Raw genomic sequence first — 15939 nt, forward strand, 5'->3', positions numbered from 1 at the left:
CAGCGGCGGAAGGGCCTCCCCGGCTGGGCCGGGCCGGGGAATGACGCGATGGCCGCGGCGCGTGCCCGGGGGCCGTCGGTCTGCCGCACGAAGGGGCCCGGGGCTGCAGGCCCGCCGGGGCTGCGACGTCCGTCACCTCCGGCGTCCGGCCGTGACCGCACGTCGTGGGGCGGCCTGCCCGCGAGCAGTGATCCGTGGCGGGTGGGGGCGGCGCGGATGCCGTCCGCGAGATACAGCGGGGCGACGGCCCGGCAGCGACTGAGGCCGTTGCCGAGGAGGGTGAGATGGCCGGTGCGGGCCGGTGGGACGAGACGGTCGCCGGTCGATGCCGACGAGTTCGGCGGTCCGGGCGGTGCCGATCATGCGGACACGGACGAGCAGGCCGTCGGGGAAGTCGGGTGCCGCGCGCAGCCGGTCGGCCTGGCCTTGCGGTACGGGTCGGCGGCTGCCCGCGGTGCCGGGGGCGGCGCGGACGGGGCCGGGGCACAGCGAGGGTGAAGCTGGCCCTCCGCAGGGCGAGTTGCTGCGCACGGTCCCGGACCAGGGTGTGTGGGGGTGTTGGACTGCCCCCGGCACCTCCGCCCTCCGCGTCGAGGCGATCACGTGCGTGATCACTCCATGCGACGACGGCGGTGCACACCGGACACGCCCGCTGAACCTGTGGACGACCGCCTCCGTGGACAACCGGTGCGCGGTGAGGTCACGGCGCACGGCGCGGGGAGGGCCGGCGCGCCGCGACCGCCAGGTGTTCACCGACCCGGTTGACCATCAGCGTCATCTCGTAGGCGACTTGGCCGACGTCCGCGTCGGAGGTGGCGAGAACCGCCAGACAGCTTCCCTCGCCCGCCGCGGTGACGAACAGCAGCGCGTCATCGAACTCGACCATGGTCTGGCGGGCCCGGCCGACCCTGAAGTGGCGGCCGGATCCGCGGGCGAGGCTGTGCAGTCCAGAGCAGACCGCCGCGAGGTGCTCGGCGTCCTCCCTCGGCAGATCGCTGTTGGTGCCCGTGACCAGCCCGTCGTTCGACAGCACCAGGACATGGCGTACGTGTGCCACACGCTTGGTCAAGTCGTCCAGCAGCCAGTCGAGTTCCTTGTCGAGCGCCATGCTCGCCCCTCCCCGTTCGCGTGTCCCCGTTCCCCCGTGTCGGCGTAAGCCTTACCCACGGAGATGGGCGGGGCAAGCACTCTCCAGGACACCGAGTCACCGTTCCGATACGTGGCGGATACAGCCGTCAGGCCGTCGGTCAGGACACCGATTCGAGGATGCGGGCGGTGTGTACGCGCCCGGCGTGTTCGACGAGACGGATGAGGACCTCCTTCCCGGAGGCCCGCTCACGGGCGTCGCACAGCACGACAGGCGTACCCGGGTCGAGGTCCAGGGCCTTCCCGACATCCTCCGGCCGGAAGTCGCGGGCTCCGGGAAAGCGGTTGACGGCGACCAGGAACGGAATGCGGCGGTGCTCGAAGTAGTCGACGGCGGGGAAGCAGTCCTGGAGGCGTCGGGTGTCGGCCAGGACGACGGCGCCGAGGGCGCCCTGGGCGAGTTCGTCCCAGAGGAACCAGAACCGTTCCTGCCCGGGGGTGCCGAACAGGTAGAGGGACAGGCCCGAACGGATGGTGATGCGCCCGAAGTCCATGGCCACGGTGGTCGTGGTCTTCCGGTCCACTCCCCCGGTGTCGTCGACGGTCTGTCCGGCCGCGCTCAGCCGCTCCTCGGTGCGCAGCGGGCGGATCTCGCTGACCGCTCCGACCAGCGTGGTCTTTCCGACTCCGAAGCCCCCGGCCACGAGGATCTTCAGGGCCATGAAGTCGGTGTCAGAGCGCTCGGAGGCCATTGATCACTTCTCTCAGGATCTGCTCGTCGGGGAGCTGGGTGGCGGGTGCGGGGCGGGTGACGCGGATGAGCCCGGATTCCAGGAGGTCTCCGAGGAGGACTCGGACGACGCCGACGGGCAGGTCGGCCTCAGCGGCGAGGTCGGCGACGGACTGGGGCTCGGCGCGGCACCGGGCGAGCAGGGTGTGCTGTTCGGGCCCGAGCACGGCCTCGTCGCCCCCTTCGGGCAGCGGCTCGACGGTCGCGGTGACGAGGGCGATCAGGTCGAAGCGGGCGGTGTGCGGGCCGGGCCGGGTACGGCCGCCGGTCATGGCGTACGGGCGGACGAGCGGCCCGGCCTCGGCGTCGTACCAGCGGCGTGCGGCCGGTGACGGACCGGCGGGCCCGGCATGGGGCAGGGTCATGGGCGGCCGGCTGCCTTCGGCCAGCCCGCGGTGGGCGGGGCTGCGGCGTGAGGGGCCTGGTCGCGGGGTGCGGTGCGCAGGTGTTCCCCGACCCGCTTGACGAGGCGGGCCATCTCGTACGCGATGAGGCCGATGTCCGCGGACGCGGAGCTGAGGACCGCCAGGCAGGAGCCCTCCCCCGCGGTGACGACGAAGAGGAACGCCTCGTCCATCTCGACCATGGTCTGGCGGACGTCTCCGGTGCCGAAGTGGCGGCCGGTGCCCTTGGCGAGGCTGTGGAAGCCGGAGGCGACGGCCGCCAGGTGCTCGGCGTCCGCGCGGGCCAGTGCGCTGGAGGTGCCCACGGGCAGGCCGTCGCTGGAGAGGACGACGGCGTGGTGGACCTCGTGCACGCGGGAGGCGAGGTCGTCCAGCAGCCAGTCGAGACCGCCGCCGCCCTGGGGCGGCCGCGTGGCGGAGCTCTCGTGCGCGATCATCCTTCTTCTCCTTCGCTTCCGCGGACGGTGGTCCGGGGCCGGGGGTGGGTGTGGGCTTCGAGGCCGGTATGGGGGTGGGGTGCCGACGGGGTGTGGGGGCGGGTTCCCGGAGCGGTTCCGCCGCCACGGGTCCAGCCCGCGCGGTAGGCCGCCATGCGGGCCCTGGCCTCTTCGGGGGTGCGTTCGCGTGGCCGGCCCGTCCCGGAGGCCGGGGTGGGGTCCGGGGCGTTGGAGGGTGCCTGGCGCAGCTGGGGCGCCAGGCTGGCCTGGCGGGTGCGGCGTGGCAGGCCGGGGACCGGATCGGCCGGTTGCCGCGGGCCGTGCGGCCCGACGGGAGAGGCGGGAGCGCCGGTCGGGGTCGGGGGCGCGGGGCGGGCGGGTGCGGTGGGCGTGTCTAGGGGTGAGGGGGCGGGCTCCGGGAGGTCCGCCCGGCATGCTGGGGCGGGTGCTGTGGCGGGTCCGGGGGTGTGAGGCTGGGCGGCGTGCCGGTGGGGCGTGCCGACGAGACTCGGGAGCGGCGCCGGGGGCGCGGCGGCGGTGGGCCCGGAATGCGGAACGGACGCTGCGGCTGTGCGCGCGGCCGGGGCCGGGAGGGGCGCCGGGAATCGGTCGGCACCGGAACATCCGGGGAGGCCGGGCGGGGGTACGGCGGCCCGGACGGCGGCCTCCTCGGGTGCTCCTGCGGCGAGAGCGCCCTGGAGCAGATCGGTGGGGAGCAGGACGACGGCGGTGATGCCTCCGTAGGGTGAGGGCCGCAGCTGGACCTTGATTTCGTGCCGGGTGGACAGCCTGCTGACGACGAACAGCCCGAGGCGGTCGCTGTCGAAGAGGTCGAGGTCCTCGGAGTGCGCGATGCGCTGGTTGGCGTCGGCCAGGGCCTGCTTGCCCATGCCGAGCCCCCGGTCCTCGATCTCCAGGGCGTAGCCGTTGCCGACGGGTTCGCCGCTGACGCGGACCTTGGTGTGCGGCGGGGAGAACTGGGCGGCGTTCTCGATGAGTTCCGCGAGGAGGTGGGTGAGGTCCGCGACCGCTCCGCCGACGACCGCCGTCTCGGGGAGAGGCCGTACGTCCACGCGCGCGTAGTCCTCGATCTCGGAGACGGCGGCTCGGACGACGTTGGTGAGAGGCACCGGGGTGCGCCACGCGCGGCCGGGGGCGGCGCCGGAGAGGATGATCAGGCTCTCGGCGTGCCGGCGCATCCGGGTGGTGAGGTGGTCGAGGCGGAAGAGGTCGCCGAGTTCGTTGGGGTCGTCGGCACGGCGTTCCATGCTGTCGAGCAGGGTGAGCTGCCGGTGGACGAGGACCTGGCTGCGGCGGGCGAGGTTGACGAAGACTCCGGAGATCCCCCCGGCGAGTTCGGCCCGTTCCGAGGCGGCGCCGAGCGCGGCCCGGTGGACGGTGGAGAGGGCTTGCCCGACCTGGCCGATCTCGTCGGTCGCGGGCCGTCGTGGCGGCGCCTCGCGGTCGATGTCGATCTCCTCTCCGGCGCGGAGGCGGCGCATCGCGCGCGGGAGGTCGCGGTGGGCGATCCCGAGGGCGGAGTTGCGCAGGCCGACGAGGTCGATGACGAGGCCGCGACCGATCCGTACGGAGATGACGAGGGAGGCGGCGACGGCGGCGAGGCCGAGGAGGACCGCGGAGCCCGCCGGGGTGAGGACGGCCTCGGCGAGGGGGTGGTCCTGGCCGATGGAGGCCTGGCGGGTCTCGGTTTCCAGCGCGGTCAGGGCCGTCCGGACGGCACTGTGGACGGGGTCCCAGGACGCGGCCGGGGTGGCGGTGGCCGCGCGGCGGCCGGCGGGGGCGGCGGTGATCCTGTCCTCGGCGGCCGTGAGTCGGCGGTACGTTTCTGCGGTGGTGAGAGCGTCCCCGGTGGCGCGGGCCGACGCCGGGAGGTCGGCCGTGGCGGACTGCAGCAGGGTGCGGCGGGCGTCAGCGGCAGAGGTGAAGGCCCGGTGGCGGTCCGCGGGGAACTCGCCGGTGAGGTGAGCGGTGGTGAGCAGGGCGTCTTCGCGGGACAGCAGTTCGCGGGCCTGGGCGATTTCCAGTGCGACGCGCGCATGGGCGCCGTGCTGTGTGTCGGGGAGTGCGGTGAGGGCGCCGGAGACCGCGAGCCCCTCGGTGATGGTGGTGGTGTAGCCGTCGTAGAGGCGTTTCATGGCGGTGGCTCGGGACTGCGCTGAGCCACCGGTGGTCCTGGCCTGCGTGCGCAGGGCCTCGAGTTCCCGGGTGGCGCCGGTGAAGCGGCGCACTCGGTCGGCCACTTCGGCCGGCAGACCGCCCGCGTCGGCCGTGGTGTGCCGGCCGCCCAGGCGGAGCCGTCCCAGCGCGGTGTCGGTGTCGCGGATGCTCTGGTCCAGTTCGGCGGTGCTTGTGGCGTCGGGGGCGGCCAGACCGCGCAGAGCGTCGCGGCGTTCCTCCTGAAGAGCCGTGACGGCGTCTGCGACCGGGGTTCCCACACGCTCGTCCGCCAGTTGGGCCTCCCGCAGGCGGGCCACGTCCTGGGCGGTGGTGACCGTGGCGAAGCCCCACAGGGCGAGCAGGGAGACGACGGGGACCATGAGCAGGGAGATGATCCGGGCGCGTACGGTTCGGGCGGGCCGGGGGTTTCCTCCTGTGCCGCGCCCGGATGCGGCCCGGGATCCCGGCCGGGCAGCCAGCCTGGGGGCGGGGCGCTCCCTGCTGTCGGTGGGGCCGGAGGACGCGGCGTGGGCGCGGCGGCCTCTTGGGGCCGCCTGGGTGGGTGCCGTGGGCGGTGGGGCGGCGGTGTGGGGCTCACGGGGTGTGGGCATGGTGTTGTCTCGTTCCGGTGCGGGCGGCGTGGGAGCGGGCGGATTACGGCTGGGGCTGCGGGTGCCGGTCCGGCTGGGGCCGTTGCCGCGGCTGCCGCCGTGGTTCGTACCGTGCCTCGTGGTCCCGGCCTTCGCCGTCGGCGTGGTGTGCCACCGACGCGTAGGCGGCGCGTTCGCCCGCAGTCGGGGAGAGGGCGACGAAGGCGGAGGTCAGGAAGAGGTACGAGCCGAGGCCGACGGCAAGCGGGAAGATGAACTGCATGGCGGTGGCGCCGGTGAGCGGCTCGGGTGAGGGTGCGACGTCCACGGTCACGGCGAGCATGCCCGTGTAGTGCATGCTGCTGACGGCGACGCCCATGACGAGGGAGGCCGCCGCGACGGCGACGGGGGTGCGGATGTTGAGCGCGGCCCACAGCGCGGCGGTGGCGGCGGCGACGGCGATCACGACGGAGAGGGCGACGAGCAGCGGGTCGTAGCGGACGCTGCCGTGGAGGCGGAGGGCGGCCATGCCGAGGTAGTGCATGCTGGCCACGCCGAGCCCGGTGGTCAGTCCGCCGACGAGCAGGGACATGCGGTGGTCGCCGTGGCCCGGTGCGGCGGGATCCGGATGGGCTTCGGGTCCGTCCGCGTGTTCGGAACGGGCCCTGTCGCGGACCCGGTTGTGTCCTCGGCTGTGGCCGACGGCGAAGACCCCGGCACCCACGACGAGGATCGCGACGAGCAGGCTGAGAAGGGTCAGCGGCACGTCGTAGCGGATCTCGGTGCCCGTGACGGTGAAGCCGAGCATGGCGATGAAGTGCATCGTCCAGATGCCCGTACCGATCGCGGAAGCCGCGGTGAGGAGCCAGTTGCGGCGGGAGGCGCCGGAGGTCTCCAGGGCGCGTACGGTGCAGCGCAGGCCCAGGGCGGCTCCCGCGCAGGCCATCGCGTACGACAGCAGGGGGGTCAGCCAGCCGAAGGCGGCGTGGTCCAGGTGTCCCATGGCCGGACCGTAGTCACGCTGGTGGCGCATGAGCGGCGCGCATTTCGAAAACTGACGGAATACGACAACGAGACGTCCACCAGCGATCACGACGGGCCGAACCTGCGCGCAGGCGATCGACCGGGGCGGTGAGGGATCATGGGCTCATGAGCGATGACCACACGGACGTGCAGACGGCTCGGCGGGATCAGGCGATTCACGAGGTCCAGGAGTTCTTCACGGAGCGCGCGGCCGACTGGGACAGCCGCTTCCCCGACGACGGCCCCGCCTACGCGGCGGCCGTGGCGGACATGGGGCTGCGGCCGGGCGGCGCCGTCCTCGACGCGGGCTGCGGGACCGGGCGGGCGCTGCCCGCGCTGCGGGAGGCGGTGGGACCGTCGGGCACGGTCGTCGGACTGGATGTGACGCCGGCGATGCTGGCGGCGGCCGTACGGGCGGGCCGGGACGGAAGCGGGCGGCTGCTGCTCGGGGACGTGGGGCGGCTGCCGCTGCGCGACGGGGCCCTTGACGGGGTGTTCGGCGCGGGGCTGGTCTCACATCTCGGCCAACCGGCCGAGGGGCTGCGGGAGCTGGCTCGGGTGGTGCGGCCGGGCGGGCGGCTGGCGCTGTTCCATCCGGTCGGGCGGGCGGCACTCGCGGCCCGGCACGGCCGGCCCGTCACTGACGACGATCTGCGGGCCGAGCCCCGGCTCCGTCCGCTGCTGGCCGCTTCGGGGTGGCGCATGATCTCGTACGAGGACGTGGACGCGCGCTTCCTGGTGCTGGCCGACCGCGAGGACTGAGCGGGCGCCCGCCCCGGCACCCGCCGGACACGGGTTCGGGGCGACCGGGCTCTGCGGGCGCTCCTCCCCTGTGAGCGCCCTCGTGCGCGCGGAGGTCTCGACGTAGGGGTTACCGGCTGGTTAGGGTGCGCCCCACCGGTCCTCGTGGGGCCGGTGTACCGGGACGACGGGAGGCCGCCGTGACCAGGACGGGCGAGGACACCGGCGCGGGCGGGGCCGGCAGCGCCGCCGTGGGTGGCGCGGACGCGGACGACGACTCGCTCTACGTGCTCACCGCCGTACTGCTGACGCCGGCACGGTTTCCCAGCGTGCTCGGTGACGACTATCCGCAGGCCTGCCGGGCGCTGGGGCTTGAGCCGTACGCCGAGGGCTACGGGCTGGTGCTGGGCCAGGACGGCGCGGGCGCCCGCTGGACGGTGGCCGTGGACGATGTGTCGCTGGTCGCCGTCGCGATCGCCGCGTGGGACTGCGGCATGGAGTACGACCTGTCGCCGGACGGGGACAGTGTGGTGTGCGCACTGCCGGGGTGGCCGCTGGACCTGTCGGTGGCCGCGCCCGGCGTGCCCCCGCCGCACGACCCGGCGCCGGAGCCCGACGGGCCCGCGCCGCTCGCGCCGCCGGACAGCGGGGCGTGGGGGGCCGCGCAGCGGCGACTGGGCGCCGACGAGATCGCGCTGCAGTGGGCCGGATGGCGGGAGCAGCTGGGCGACGGCGACTTCGCCCCGCCGAGGGACGAGCCGTCGGGGACGGCTGAGACCGCGGCCGCAGCGGCTCCCGGGACGGGCGGCACGACGGGAGGGGGCCCGGGGCGCGCCGCGGTACGGCGTGTTCTCGCCGAGGCGGGGCGCTATCTGGAGGATCCGCCGCCGCCCGGGCGCATACGTTCCACGTTCGCACCGGGCGGAGCGCGGCTGCTGCGGGTGGACGGGCCCGGCTGGTCCCTGGTGGCCAGGACCGACGACATCGCCTTCGTGCTGCTGGACGAGCGGCCCCGTGAGGTGCTTCCGGTCGGCAGGGGCACGTGGCTGCCCGCACTCCTCGCGGGCCTGGACGCCATGGCGGTGCGGCCGGGCTGAACCCATTTGAGGCCGGGGGCTCAGCCCGGTGGGTGCCGGGGCGGGCGGTCCGGGGTCAGCGGCCGAGTTCCTTGCGGGAGAGGTGGCGCAGCCTGCGCCGCTGGCCCGGGTCCAGGGCCAGGTAGGCGACCACCGGTATGCCGACGACGACCAGCAGCGACATCCAGAAGCCGATCAGCGGCATGAGCAGCAGCCCGACGGCCACTCCCCCGATTACGATCTTGGTCCTCGTCGTCATGGCGACGCCTCCTTCGCGGGTGCGGTGGCGCGACCGCGCCGCTCCCCGACCAGTGAACGCACGGCCGGGACGCACGGTTCCAGCCTGCCGTGCCACTCCTCACCGCCATCGTGACGCAGCTCACGCACGGAAGGCATCCTTCCGCTGGCACTCGGCTGTACTGTCGGCCGCTCCGACCTACTAGTCAAATTTGAGGAATGCGTCAGCACTGTGCCATGGGACTCCACTCTCACCGGACTTGCCCGCTGCTCCACCGTCTTCCTGCCCGGCGATCCCCCGCGCGCCGGCCGCCTCGCCTTCCTGCTGTCTGACCCCAACCCGCCCCGGGCCGATGGCCGGGTCGAAGAAGTGGTCGTCGTCGACGACGATGCCCGGCCCGGCCGTGGGGACGCGCTGACGGTGCCCGTCCGTGACGCTCTGCCGCTGCTGGTGCGGGCACGAACCGCGCCCGACGCGTCGCCGTCCGCGGCGTTCTGGGGCGCCGCGGTCCTGCTCGGCCTCCATCTGGTCGCCCGGGGCCGACTGCTGCCCGGGCTGAGCGCCGCCGGGTACGACGCCTGGCGGGCGGGTCCGCTCGGCCGCGAGGACCGGGAACAGCTCAGCCGGCTCGCCGCGTCGATGCCGCCGACGGCCCACGCGGTACCTGTGGGCTCGGCTCCCGACGGGATCCCCCTGCTGCCGGATCCCGAGGCGCATCTGCGGGCGTTCCTGGACTCCGTGGCGGATGTGCTGCCCCGTACCCCCGCCGCGCCGCTCGCGGTCGGCGGCCCGGCGTTCGCGGCCGACGAGCCCCGGCTGATGCCAGGGCTGCGTGCCTGGGCGGCGGAGGTGGCGGCCGGGCTGGGCACCGGCGTACGGCTGTCGCTGCGGATCGAGGCGACAGGCCTCGACGGCGGAGGCGGCGAGGGGGAACCGCCACCCGTCCTCCGGGCCGTACCGCAGCTCCACAGTGTGCGTGACCCCGGCCTCGTCGCGGACGCCGCGGACGTCTGGTCCGGGGCGGCGGGTGAGGCGTTCGGGACGTCCGCGCGCGTGGAGGCGCTGCTGGCCCTCCGACGCGCGGCGCGCGTGTGGGAGGGGCTGTCCCCGCTGCTGTCGGCGGCTGTCCCGGCCGGGCTGGAGCTGGCCGAGCACGAGGTGGCGGAGCTGCTGGGCCCGGCGGGGCGGGCGCTGGGCCGTTGCGGCGTCCAGGTCCACTGGCCGAGGCGGCTGGCCCGGACGCTCACCGCGCGCGCGGTGGTCGGCCCCGAGGAGGACGGGACGCCCCGGGGCACGGGCGGGGGCCTACGGGACTCCCGGCTGCCCTCGCTCCTCTCCCCCGGCACACTGCTGGCCTTCGACTGGCGTTTCGCCCTCGGTGACGAGCCGCTGAGCCGTGCGGACCTGGACGCCCTCGCGGAGGCGGCGCGGCCCGTCGTACGGCTGCGGGACCGATGGGTGCTGGTCGACCCCGAGGAGGTGCGGCGGGCACGGGAGCACCGGAACCGGCAGGCCACCCCGGCCGAGGTGCTCGGCGCCGTGCTGACCGGCAGCACCGAGGCGGACGGCCGACAGGTCGAGGTGCGGCCCTCGGGGTGGCTGCGGGAGCTGCGCGACCGGCTGCTCACCGACCCCGGGACCGCAGCGTCGGACGACGGTCGGGGGGAGGGCGTCCGGCCGGACGGGCTCGCGGCCACACTGCGCGGCTACCAGGTCCGTGGGGTGGACTGGCTGTACCGGCTGACCTCGCTCGGGCTCGGCGCCTGCCTCGCGGACGACATGGGCCTGGGGAAGACGATCACCCTGATCGCGCTGCACCTACGCCGCCAGAAGGACGAGGACGCGGCCGGACCCACCCTGGTGGTCTGCCCCGCCTCGCTCATGGGCAACTGGCAGCGGGAGATCGAGCGGTTCGCACCCGGCACGCCGGTACGCCGCTTCCACGGCCCCGGCCGGGAGCTCCGGGGGTTGGGCCACGGCGCCGAAGCCGGGTTCGTCCTCACCACGTACGGCACGATGCGGCTGGACGCGGCCCGCCTCGCGCACGTGGACTGGGGCATGGTCGTCGCGGACGAGGCGCAGCACGTCAAGAACCCGTACTCGGCGACCGCCCGGCAGTTGCGGAGCATCGGCGGGCGGGCGCGCGTGGCGCTCACCGGCACGCCGGTGGAGAACAGCCTCTCCGAGCTGTGGGCGGTCCTCGACTGGGCGACACCCGGACTGCTGGGCGGCCTCGGCGCGTTCCGCAGGCGGTACGGGCCGGCCGTGGAGGGCGGCACCGATCCGGCGGCGGCGGAACGGCTGGCCCGGCTGGTGCGGCCGTTCCTGCTGCGCCGCCACAAGTCGGATCCCGGGATCGCGCCGGAGCTGCCGCCGAAGACGGAGACGGACCGGTCGGTGGCACTGACGACGGAACAGACCGTCCTGTACGAAGCGGTGGTGCGGGAGACGCTCAGGGCGGTCGCGGGGGCGGACGGCATGGCACGGCGCGGCCTGGTCGTCTCGCTGCTGACCGCGCTCAAGCAGATCTGCAACCACCCGGCGCAGTACCTGAAGGAGGATCAGCCCAGGCTCGACGGCCGGTCGGGGAAGCTGGAGCTGCTGGACGAGCTGCTGGACACACTGCTCGCGGAGGGTGCGAGTGTGCTGGTGTTCACGCAGTACGTGAGGATGGCTCGGCTGCTGGAGGCGCATCTGGCGGCGCGGGGCGTGGCGGCGCAGCTTCTGCACGGTGGCACACCGATCGGGGAGCGAGAGGCGATGGTGGCACGATTCCAGGACGGCGGGGTGCCGGTGTTCCTCCTGTCGCTGAAGGCGGCGGGCACCGGGCTGAACCTGACGCGGGCCAGTCATGTCGTGCACTACGACCGCTGGTGGAACCCTGCGGTGGAGGCGCAGGCCACGGACCGGGCGTACCGGATCGGGCAGACGCAGCCGGTGCAGGTGCACCGGCTGATCGCAGAGGGCACGGTCGAGGACCGGATCGCGGACCTGCTGGCCCGGAAGCGGGGACTGGCGGAGTCGGTGCTCGGGGGCGCCGGGGAGGCGGCACTGACCGAGCTGAGCGACGCCGAGCTGGCGGAGCTTGTGGGGTTGCGGAGCGGCGTCGGCGGTGCGTGCGGCGGGACACGAGGGAGCGGTCGATGAGTGGTGTCACGGGCGGTTCGCACGCCTGCGAGGGGAAGGCCGGGGGGCTGGACGGTCCGTACGGTGACGAGGAGTCGACGTTCGCGGCGGAGCCGCCCGCCAGCGGGCGGGGGTTCGCGGACACCTGGTGGGGACATGCCTGGCTGAAGGCCCTGGAGGACAACGCGCTGGAGGGGGAGCCTCTGAGGAAGGGCCGGGCGCGGGCGCGGGCCGGGGCGGTCGGGGCCGTGTCGGTGCGCCCGGGGCGGATCACCGCGGTCGTGCGGGACCGGGACGGTGGGGCGCACCGGACCGATGTCCTGGTGCAGGAGCTGCCGGACGCGGAGTGGGAGCGGTTCCTGGAGGCGGCCGTGGCCCGGGCCGGGCACGTGGCGGCACTGCTCGACCGGGACCTGCCGCCGCACCTGGTGGAGGACGCGGCGGCAGCCGGGGCCGAACTGCTGCCGGGCATCGGGGACCTGGAACCGCGCTGCGGGTGTGGGGCGTGGGACCACTGCCCGCACTCGGCGGCGCTGTGCTACCAGGTGGCACGGATCCTGGACCGGGACCCGTTCGTGCTGCTCCTGCTGCGGGGCCGGGGCGAGCGCCGGGTGATGCGGGAGCTGAACGCGCGCGCGGCGGCGGCAGCCGGGGCCGGGAGTCCGGAGGCCGGCCCGGGCGAGGCGCTCGGAGCCGTGCGGGATGAACGGGCCGCCCTCGGGGCCGTTCGGGCCGATGAGGCGTTCGCGGCACGGGACATCCTGCCCGCGTTGCCGGATCCGCCGCCGCTGCCCACCGGGCCGGGTGAGTCACCACCGCTCGACACGGAGGCGGGCGCGGGTGCGGATGTGGATCCCGCCACGCTGGAGCTGTCGGCGGCCGCGGCGGCCTCGCTGGCGCACCGGATGCTCGCGGCGGCGCTGGCTCCGGATGCCGGATCGTCCTTGCTGGAGGAGTCGGAGTTGACGGTGCGCCAGGACGCGGTCCGGCTGGCGGCGGCGCCCGGGGCTTCGGGGCGGGCCCTGGTGCGGCTCGCGGCGGGCTCCGGGCGGACGGTCCTGGAACTGGAGGACGCGGTGCGGGCCTGGCGGCTGGGCGGGGCGGCCGCGCTGGAGGCGCTGGAGGAGGCCTGGGAGCCGGATCCGGTGGCGGACGCGCGAGCGAGGGCCGTGCTCGCGGCGGCGTGGGCCGACCGCGATGGACCCGCGCCGCGCGCGGAAGCCGGCGGCCGGTGGACGGTCATGGACGGCGGAACACAGCTACGGCTGGACCGGCGGGGCCGCTGGTGGCCGTTCCGGCGGGAGGCCGGGCGGTGGGTTCCGGCGGGGCCGTCCGACGAGGACCCGGCGGCCGCGCTCGCGGAGGTGCTGGAAGGCGGGGCCTGATTAGTCGCGCTTGGGCCAGATCGGGCCCTGGTCGGTCCAGACGACGCCCTTGTTGCGACACAGACAGAAGGGGTGGCCGATCGGGTCGGTGTAGACCTGCCAGCCGTAGCCGTTGGGGCCGATGAAGTTCTGCCTCAGCGTCGCGCCGAGATCGAGGACGCGACGCTGCTCGGACTCGATCTCGTCCACTTCGAAGTCGAGGTGAAACTGCTTGGGGTGCTCGCTGTCGGGCCACTGCGGAGCGCGGTAGTCATCCACCCGGATGAACGCCAGCTCGATCTCGCCGAACTGGATGCCGGCCCAGTCGTCGGAACTGCCTTCCTTGATCGGACGGCCCGTCACTTCGGAGTAGAAAGCAGCCAGCCTCATCGTGTCCGGGCAGTCAATGATGAAATCGGTGAGTCGCAGCATCTCGCGATCTTGTCACAGGCTCACAACCGACTTCGAGACAGGCCCCAAGCAGCTCCGCCGAGGTGCGGGAACAAGAAGTTCCTGCGGCCTTCGCCCCCGGACCCCGCTCACCAGGGGCGGCCAGTTCGTACCGCGAGTGCGGATCAGCAGCGGACTCCGGCGGAGCCGCCTGGACATATGAGCCTGGAAGAAAGCGCCGCCCGGCGGTTTCACGCCGAGCCGGACGACCAGCCTCGGAGGCTCGCGCGGCGGTCCGGCCACCAGCTTTCACCCGGCTGTCGCACAGAGGCTGAGGCCCATGTCCCTCATGGCTGCCGCCGGACAGCGCGGCGGCTCCTCGCAGTCCGAGCCCGTCCTGAAGAAGGCCCGCCTCGCCCGCCCGGGTTCGGTCCCGCCGCGCACCCGGCCCGATCGGGTCCGCGCCGACAGGGCGTACGCCTCCCGCAAGAGCCGCACCCGCCCGCGCCAGCGCGGCATCCGCCGCACCGTCCCGGACAGGGGCGACCAGGCCCGCCACCGAGAGAAGCCCGGCGCTCGCGGCGGTGGGCCATCCGAGTCCGACACCGAGGGCCACAAGGCCCGGCACGCAGTCGCATGCGGCAGTCCGTCGCCTCGGAAGGCACCGCGCCGCGGCCCCGCGCCACGACAGACTCGCGGTCCGCCACGAGGCAACCGTCCTGACAGCGGCAGTCGACGAGTGGCTGCGGCCGGCCCTTTCACCGGGGACACGGGAGGAAGTCAGCGGTGACCCAGCACGTTGACCACCCGTCCGCCGGGGTCACGGACGAAGAACCGCCGCACGCCCCACTCCTCGTCCTGCAAGGGGTGGATGATCTCCGCACCGCTCGCCCGCATGACCGCATAGGCCGCATCCACGTCGTCGACCTCAACACTCATGTCGGGGGCGACAGGCGCGGTCTTGTCGCTGGTCATGACGCTGATCTGAGCTGCCGGGCTGGACGGGGACGCGAGCGTCATGATCCAGCCGTGGTTCATGACCTCCTCGAAGCCCAGCAGGCCGTAGAACTCCCGGCTCTCCTGCGCGGCCTCTGACTGGATGTTGGGCACGACACGGCGAACGGCCATCGACGACTCCAGACGTGAACGAAGGTATCCCAGTCAGGGGTACTACGACACGCACGCTGCCGCACGCGCTTTCCATACACGCTTCAGGGAACTCCGGCGGGCATGCAGGCATGCGGATCACGCCGGAGCCCGCTCGGCCCCCGGCGTGATCCGCCGGACACGACCACGGGCCGGGTGAACGGACGGTCGGCTGTGGATCGCCGGGTGACGCCGTGGTCCGCCTGCCCTGTCTCTGGGTTCCCGAACGTCCTGGTGTCCGGCGGTGTCACCGCCGTCAGGCGGTCGGCGGGGCGAGCTGCCGTTCGGCCGCGTCGACCGTCTGGCTGAGGAGGGTGGCGATGGTCATCGGTCCGACGCCGCCCGGCACCGGGGTGATCAGGCCGGCCCGCTCCGCGGCGGCGTCGAAGTCGACGTCGCCGACATTGCCCTCGTTGTAGCCCGCGTCGATCACGACAGCGCCCGGCTTGATGTCCTCACCCTTGATGAAGCGGGGCCGTCCGACGGCGGCCACCACGATGTCGGCCTCGCGCAGGGCGGCCGACAGGTCGGCGGCCGGGGTGCGCGAGTGACAGTAGGTGACGGTGGCGTTCCTGGCGAGCAGCAGCATGCCGGCAGGCTTGCCGAGGATGGCGCTACGGCCGACGACGACGGCCCGCTTGCCCGTCGGGTCGACGTCGTACGCGTCGAGCAGCCGCATGATGCCGCCCGGCGTGCAGGAGACGAAGCCGGGCAGGCCGAAGCTCATGGACGCGAAGGAGCTGGTGGTGACACCGTCGACGTCCTTCTCCGGGGCGATGGCCTCGAACGCGGCACGCTCGTCGATGTGCGGGCCCGCGGGGTGCTGGAGGAGGATGCCGTGCACGTCCGGGTCGCGGGACAGTTCCTCGAGGGTGGCGACGAGTTCCCCGGTCGTGGTGGCGGCCGGGAGCTCGACGTGGCGGGATCGGATTCCGGCCTTCTCACAACGGGCCCGCTTCATCCGTACGTACGTGACGGAGGCGGGGTCCTCGCCGACCAGGACGGTCGCGAGGCGCGGCTGGGTCCCGGTGCGACGGGTGAGTTCGGCGGCGCGGGCGGCGGTCTCCTCGACGAGGCGGCGGGCGAGGGAGCCGCCGTCCATGAGACGGGCGGTGGCGGTGCTGGTCATCGGGGCCTCCCGGGCGACGGATGGAGAACGGTCGTGTTCCTCGCCCAGGCGCGCGGCAGCGGGCGGTCCGCCCGCCGGAGCGGGTTCCGCCCGGGCCGCTCCCCGGTGGTAGTCCACCCAAGCGCCAGTCACGGCCCGCCCCCACTGTACGTCAGGCGGGTGAGGCGGTACGTCGTCGGGTGTCCGGCGGGTGGCGTCGCACGGCGGGCGGAGGGCTCCGT

General features: G+C 74.2%; 14 protein-coding genes and 2 pseudogenes. 4 read left to right on the forward strand and 12 right to left on the reverse strand.

The genetic code is table 11. From position 1 onward, the window contains the following. Positions 1–35: 35 nt before the first annotated feature. The 8 genes and pseudogenes from I3F58_RS29745 to I3F58_RS06600 form a co-directional block, all read right to left on the reverse strand. A pseudogene (locus I3F58_RS29745) lies at positions 36–305 on the reverse strand (DUF6397 family protein); the annotation flags it as partial. 25 nt (positions 306–330) lie between these two features. Next, positions 331–753 (reverse strand): annotated as a pseudogene (locus I3F58_RS29750) (DUF6397 family protein); the annotation flags it as partial. Beyond that, the gene (locus tag I3F58_RS06575; protein ID WP_240107279.1) at positions 701–1108 is read right to left on the reverse strand and encodes a roadblock/LC7 domain-containing protein; all 408 of its coding nucleotides are present in this window, start codon (positions 1106–1108) and stop codon (positions 701–703) included. The gene I3F58_RS06575 and the pseudogene I3F58_RS29750, both read right to left, overlap by 53 nt. Before the next feature lie 139 nt (positions 1109–1247). Then, positions 1248–1838, reverse strand: coding sequence for an ATP/GTP-binding protein (locus I3F58_RS06580; RefSeq protein ID WP_240107280.1), 591 nt, complete (start codon positions 1836–1838; stop codon positions 1248–1250). Next, positions 1819–2241 (reverse strand): DUF742 domain-containing protein, encoded by a 423-nt coding sequence (locus I3F58_RS06585; protein WP_240107281.1) that lies wholly within the window; start codon positions 2239–2241, stop codon positions 1819–1821. Before I3F58_RS06585 ends, I3F58_RS06580 begins: the two co-directional genes overlap by 20 nt. Next, positions 2238–2717: a roadblock/LC7 domain-containing protein gene (locus tag I3F58_RS06590; RefSeq protein WP_240107282.1), complete on the reverse strand. Its 480-nt coding sequence runs from the start codon at positions 2715–2717 to the stop codon at positions 2238–2240. The genes I3F58_RS06585 and I3F58_RS06590 overlap by 4 nt, the downstream gene beginning before the upstream one ends. Next, a complete protein-coding gene (locus I3F58_RS06595) occupies positions 2714–5275 on the reverse strand; it encodes a nitrate- and nitrite sensing domain-containing protein (protein ID WP_308354955.1) in 2562 nt (853 codons plus the stop codon). The genes I3F58_RS06590 and I3F58_RS06595 overlap by 4 nt, the downstream gene beginning before the upstream one ends. A 274-nt stretch (positions 5276–5549) precedes the next feature. Continuing rightward, positions 5550–6488 (reverse strand): MHYT domain-containing protein, encoded by a 939-nt coding sequence (locus I3F58_RS06600; RefSeq protein ID WP_240107284.1) that lies wholly within the window; start codon positions 6486–6488, stop codon positions 5550–5552. A 146-nt stretch (positions 6489–6634) separates the two neighbouring features. On the opposite strand from I3F58_RS06600, the gene I3F58_RS06605 reads away from it, so the two are divergent. After that, positions 6635–7270: a class I SAM-dependent methyltransferase gene (locus I3F58_RS06605; RefSeq protein ID WP_240107285.1), complete on the forward strand. Its 636-nt coding sequence runs from the start codon at positions 6635–6637 to the stop codon at positions 7268–7270. Positions 7271–7500: 230 nt separating this feature from the next. Beyond that, positions 7501–8346, forward strand: a complete 846-nt coding sequence (locus I3F58_RS06610; RefSeq protein WP_240107341.1) for a hypothetical protein — start codon at positions 7501–7503, stop codon at positions 8344–8346. Between the two features lie 55 nt (positions 8347–8401). Here the strand turns inward: I3F58_RS06610 and I3F58_RS06615 are convergent, their stop codons facing one another. Next, positions 8402–8584: a hypothetical protein gene (locus tag I3F58_RS06615; RefSeq protein WP_240107286.1), complete on the reverse strand. Its 183-nt coding sequence runs from the start codon at positions 8582–8584 to the stop codon at positions 8402–8404. A gap of 210 nt (positions 8585–8794) precedes the next feature. On the opposite strand from I3F58_RS06615, the gene I3F58_RS06620 reads away from it, so the two are divergent. Both I3F58_RS06620 and I3F58_RS06625 read left to right on the forward strand, forming a co-directional pair. Next, entirely contained in the window at positions 8795–11710 is a 2916-nt protein-coding gene (locus I3F58_RS06620; RefSeq protein ID WP_240107287.1) for a DEAD/DEAH box helicase, read from the forward strand. Beyond that, positions 11707–13074 (forward strand): SWF or SNF family helicase, encoded by a 1368-nt coding sequence (locus I3F58_RS06625; RefSeq protein WP_240107288.1) that lies wholly within the window; start codon positions 11707–11709, stop codon positions 13072–13074. Before I3F58_RS06620 ends, I3F58_RS06625 begins: the two co-directional genes overlap by 4 nt. On the opposite strand, the gene I3F58_RS06630 is transcribed toward I3F58_RS06625, so the two are convergent. The 3 genes from I3F58_RS06630 to I3F58_RS06640 form a co-directional block, all read right to left on the reverse strand. Continuing rightward, positions 13075–13485, reverse strand: a complete 411-nt coding sequence (locus I3F58_RS06630) for a VOC family protein (RefSeq protein WP_240107289.1) — start codon at positions 13483–13485, stop codon at positions 13075–13077. It abuts the gene before it with no gap. 738 nt (positions 13486–14223) lie between these two features. Beyond that, the gene (locus tag I3F58_RS06635) at positions 14224–14571 is read right to left on the reverse strand and encodes a VOC family protein (RefSeq protein ID WP_240107290.1); all 348 of its coding nucleotides are present in this window, start codon (positions 14569–14571) and stop codon (positions 14224–14226) included. Between the two features lie 274 nt (positions 14572–14845). Beyond that, positions 14846–15718 (reverse strand): bifunctional 5,10-methylenetetrahydrofolate dehydrogenase/5,10-methenyltetrahydrofolate cyclohydrolase, encoded by an 873-nt coding sequence (locus tag I3F58_RS06640; protein ID WP_240107291.1) that lies wholly within the window; start codon positions 15716–15718, stop codon positions 14846–14848. Positions 15719–15939: the final 221 nt, after the last annotated feature.

It is taken from the genome of Streptomyces sp. MUM 203J (assembly GCF_022414595.1).
GTDB lineage: Bacteria > Actinomycetota > Actinomycetes > Streptomycetales > Streptomycetaceae > Streptomyces.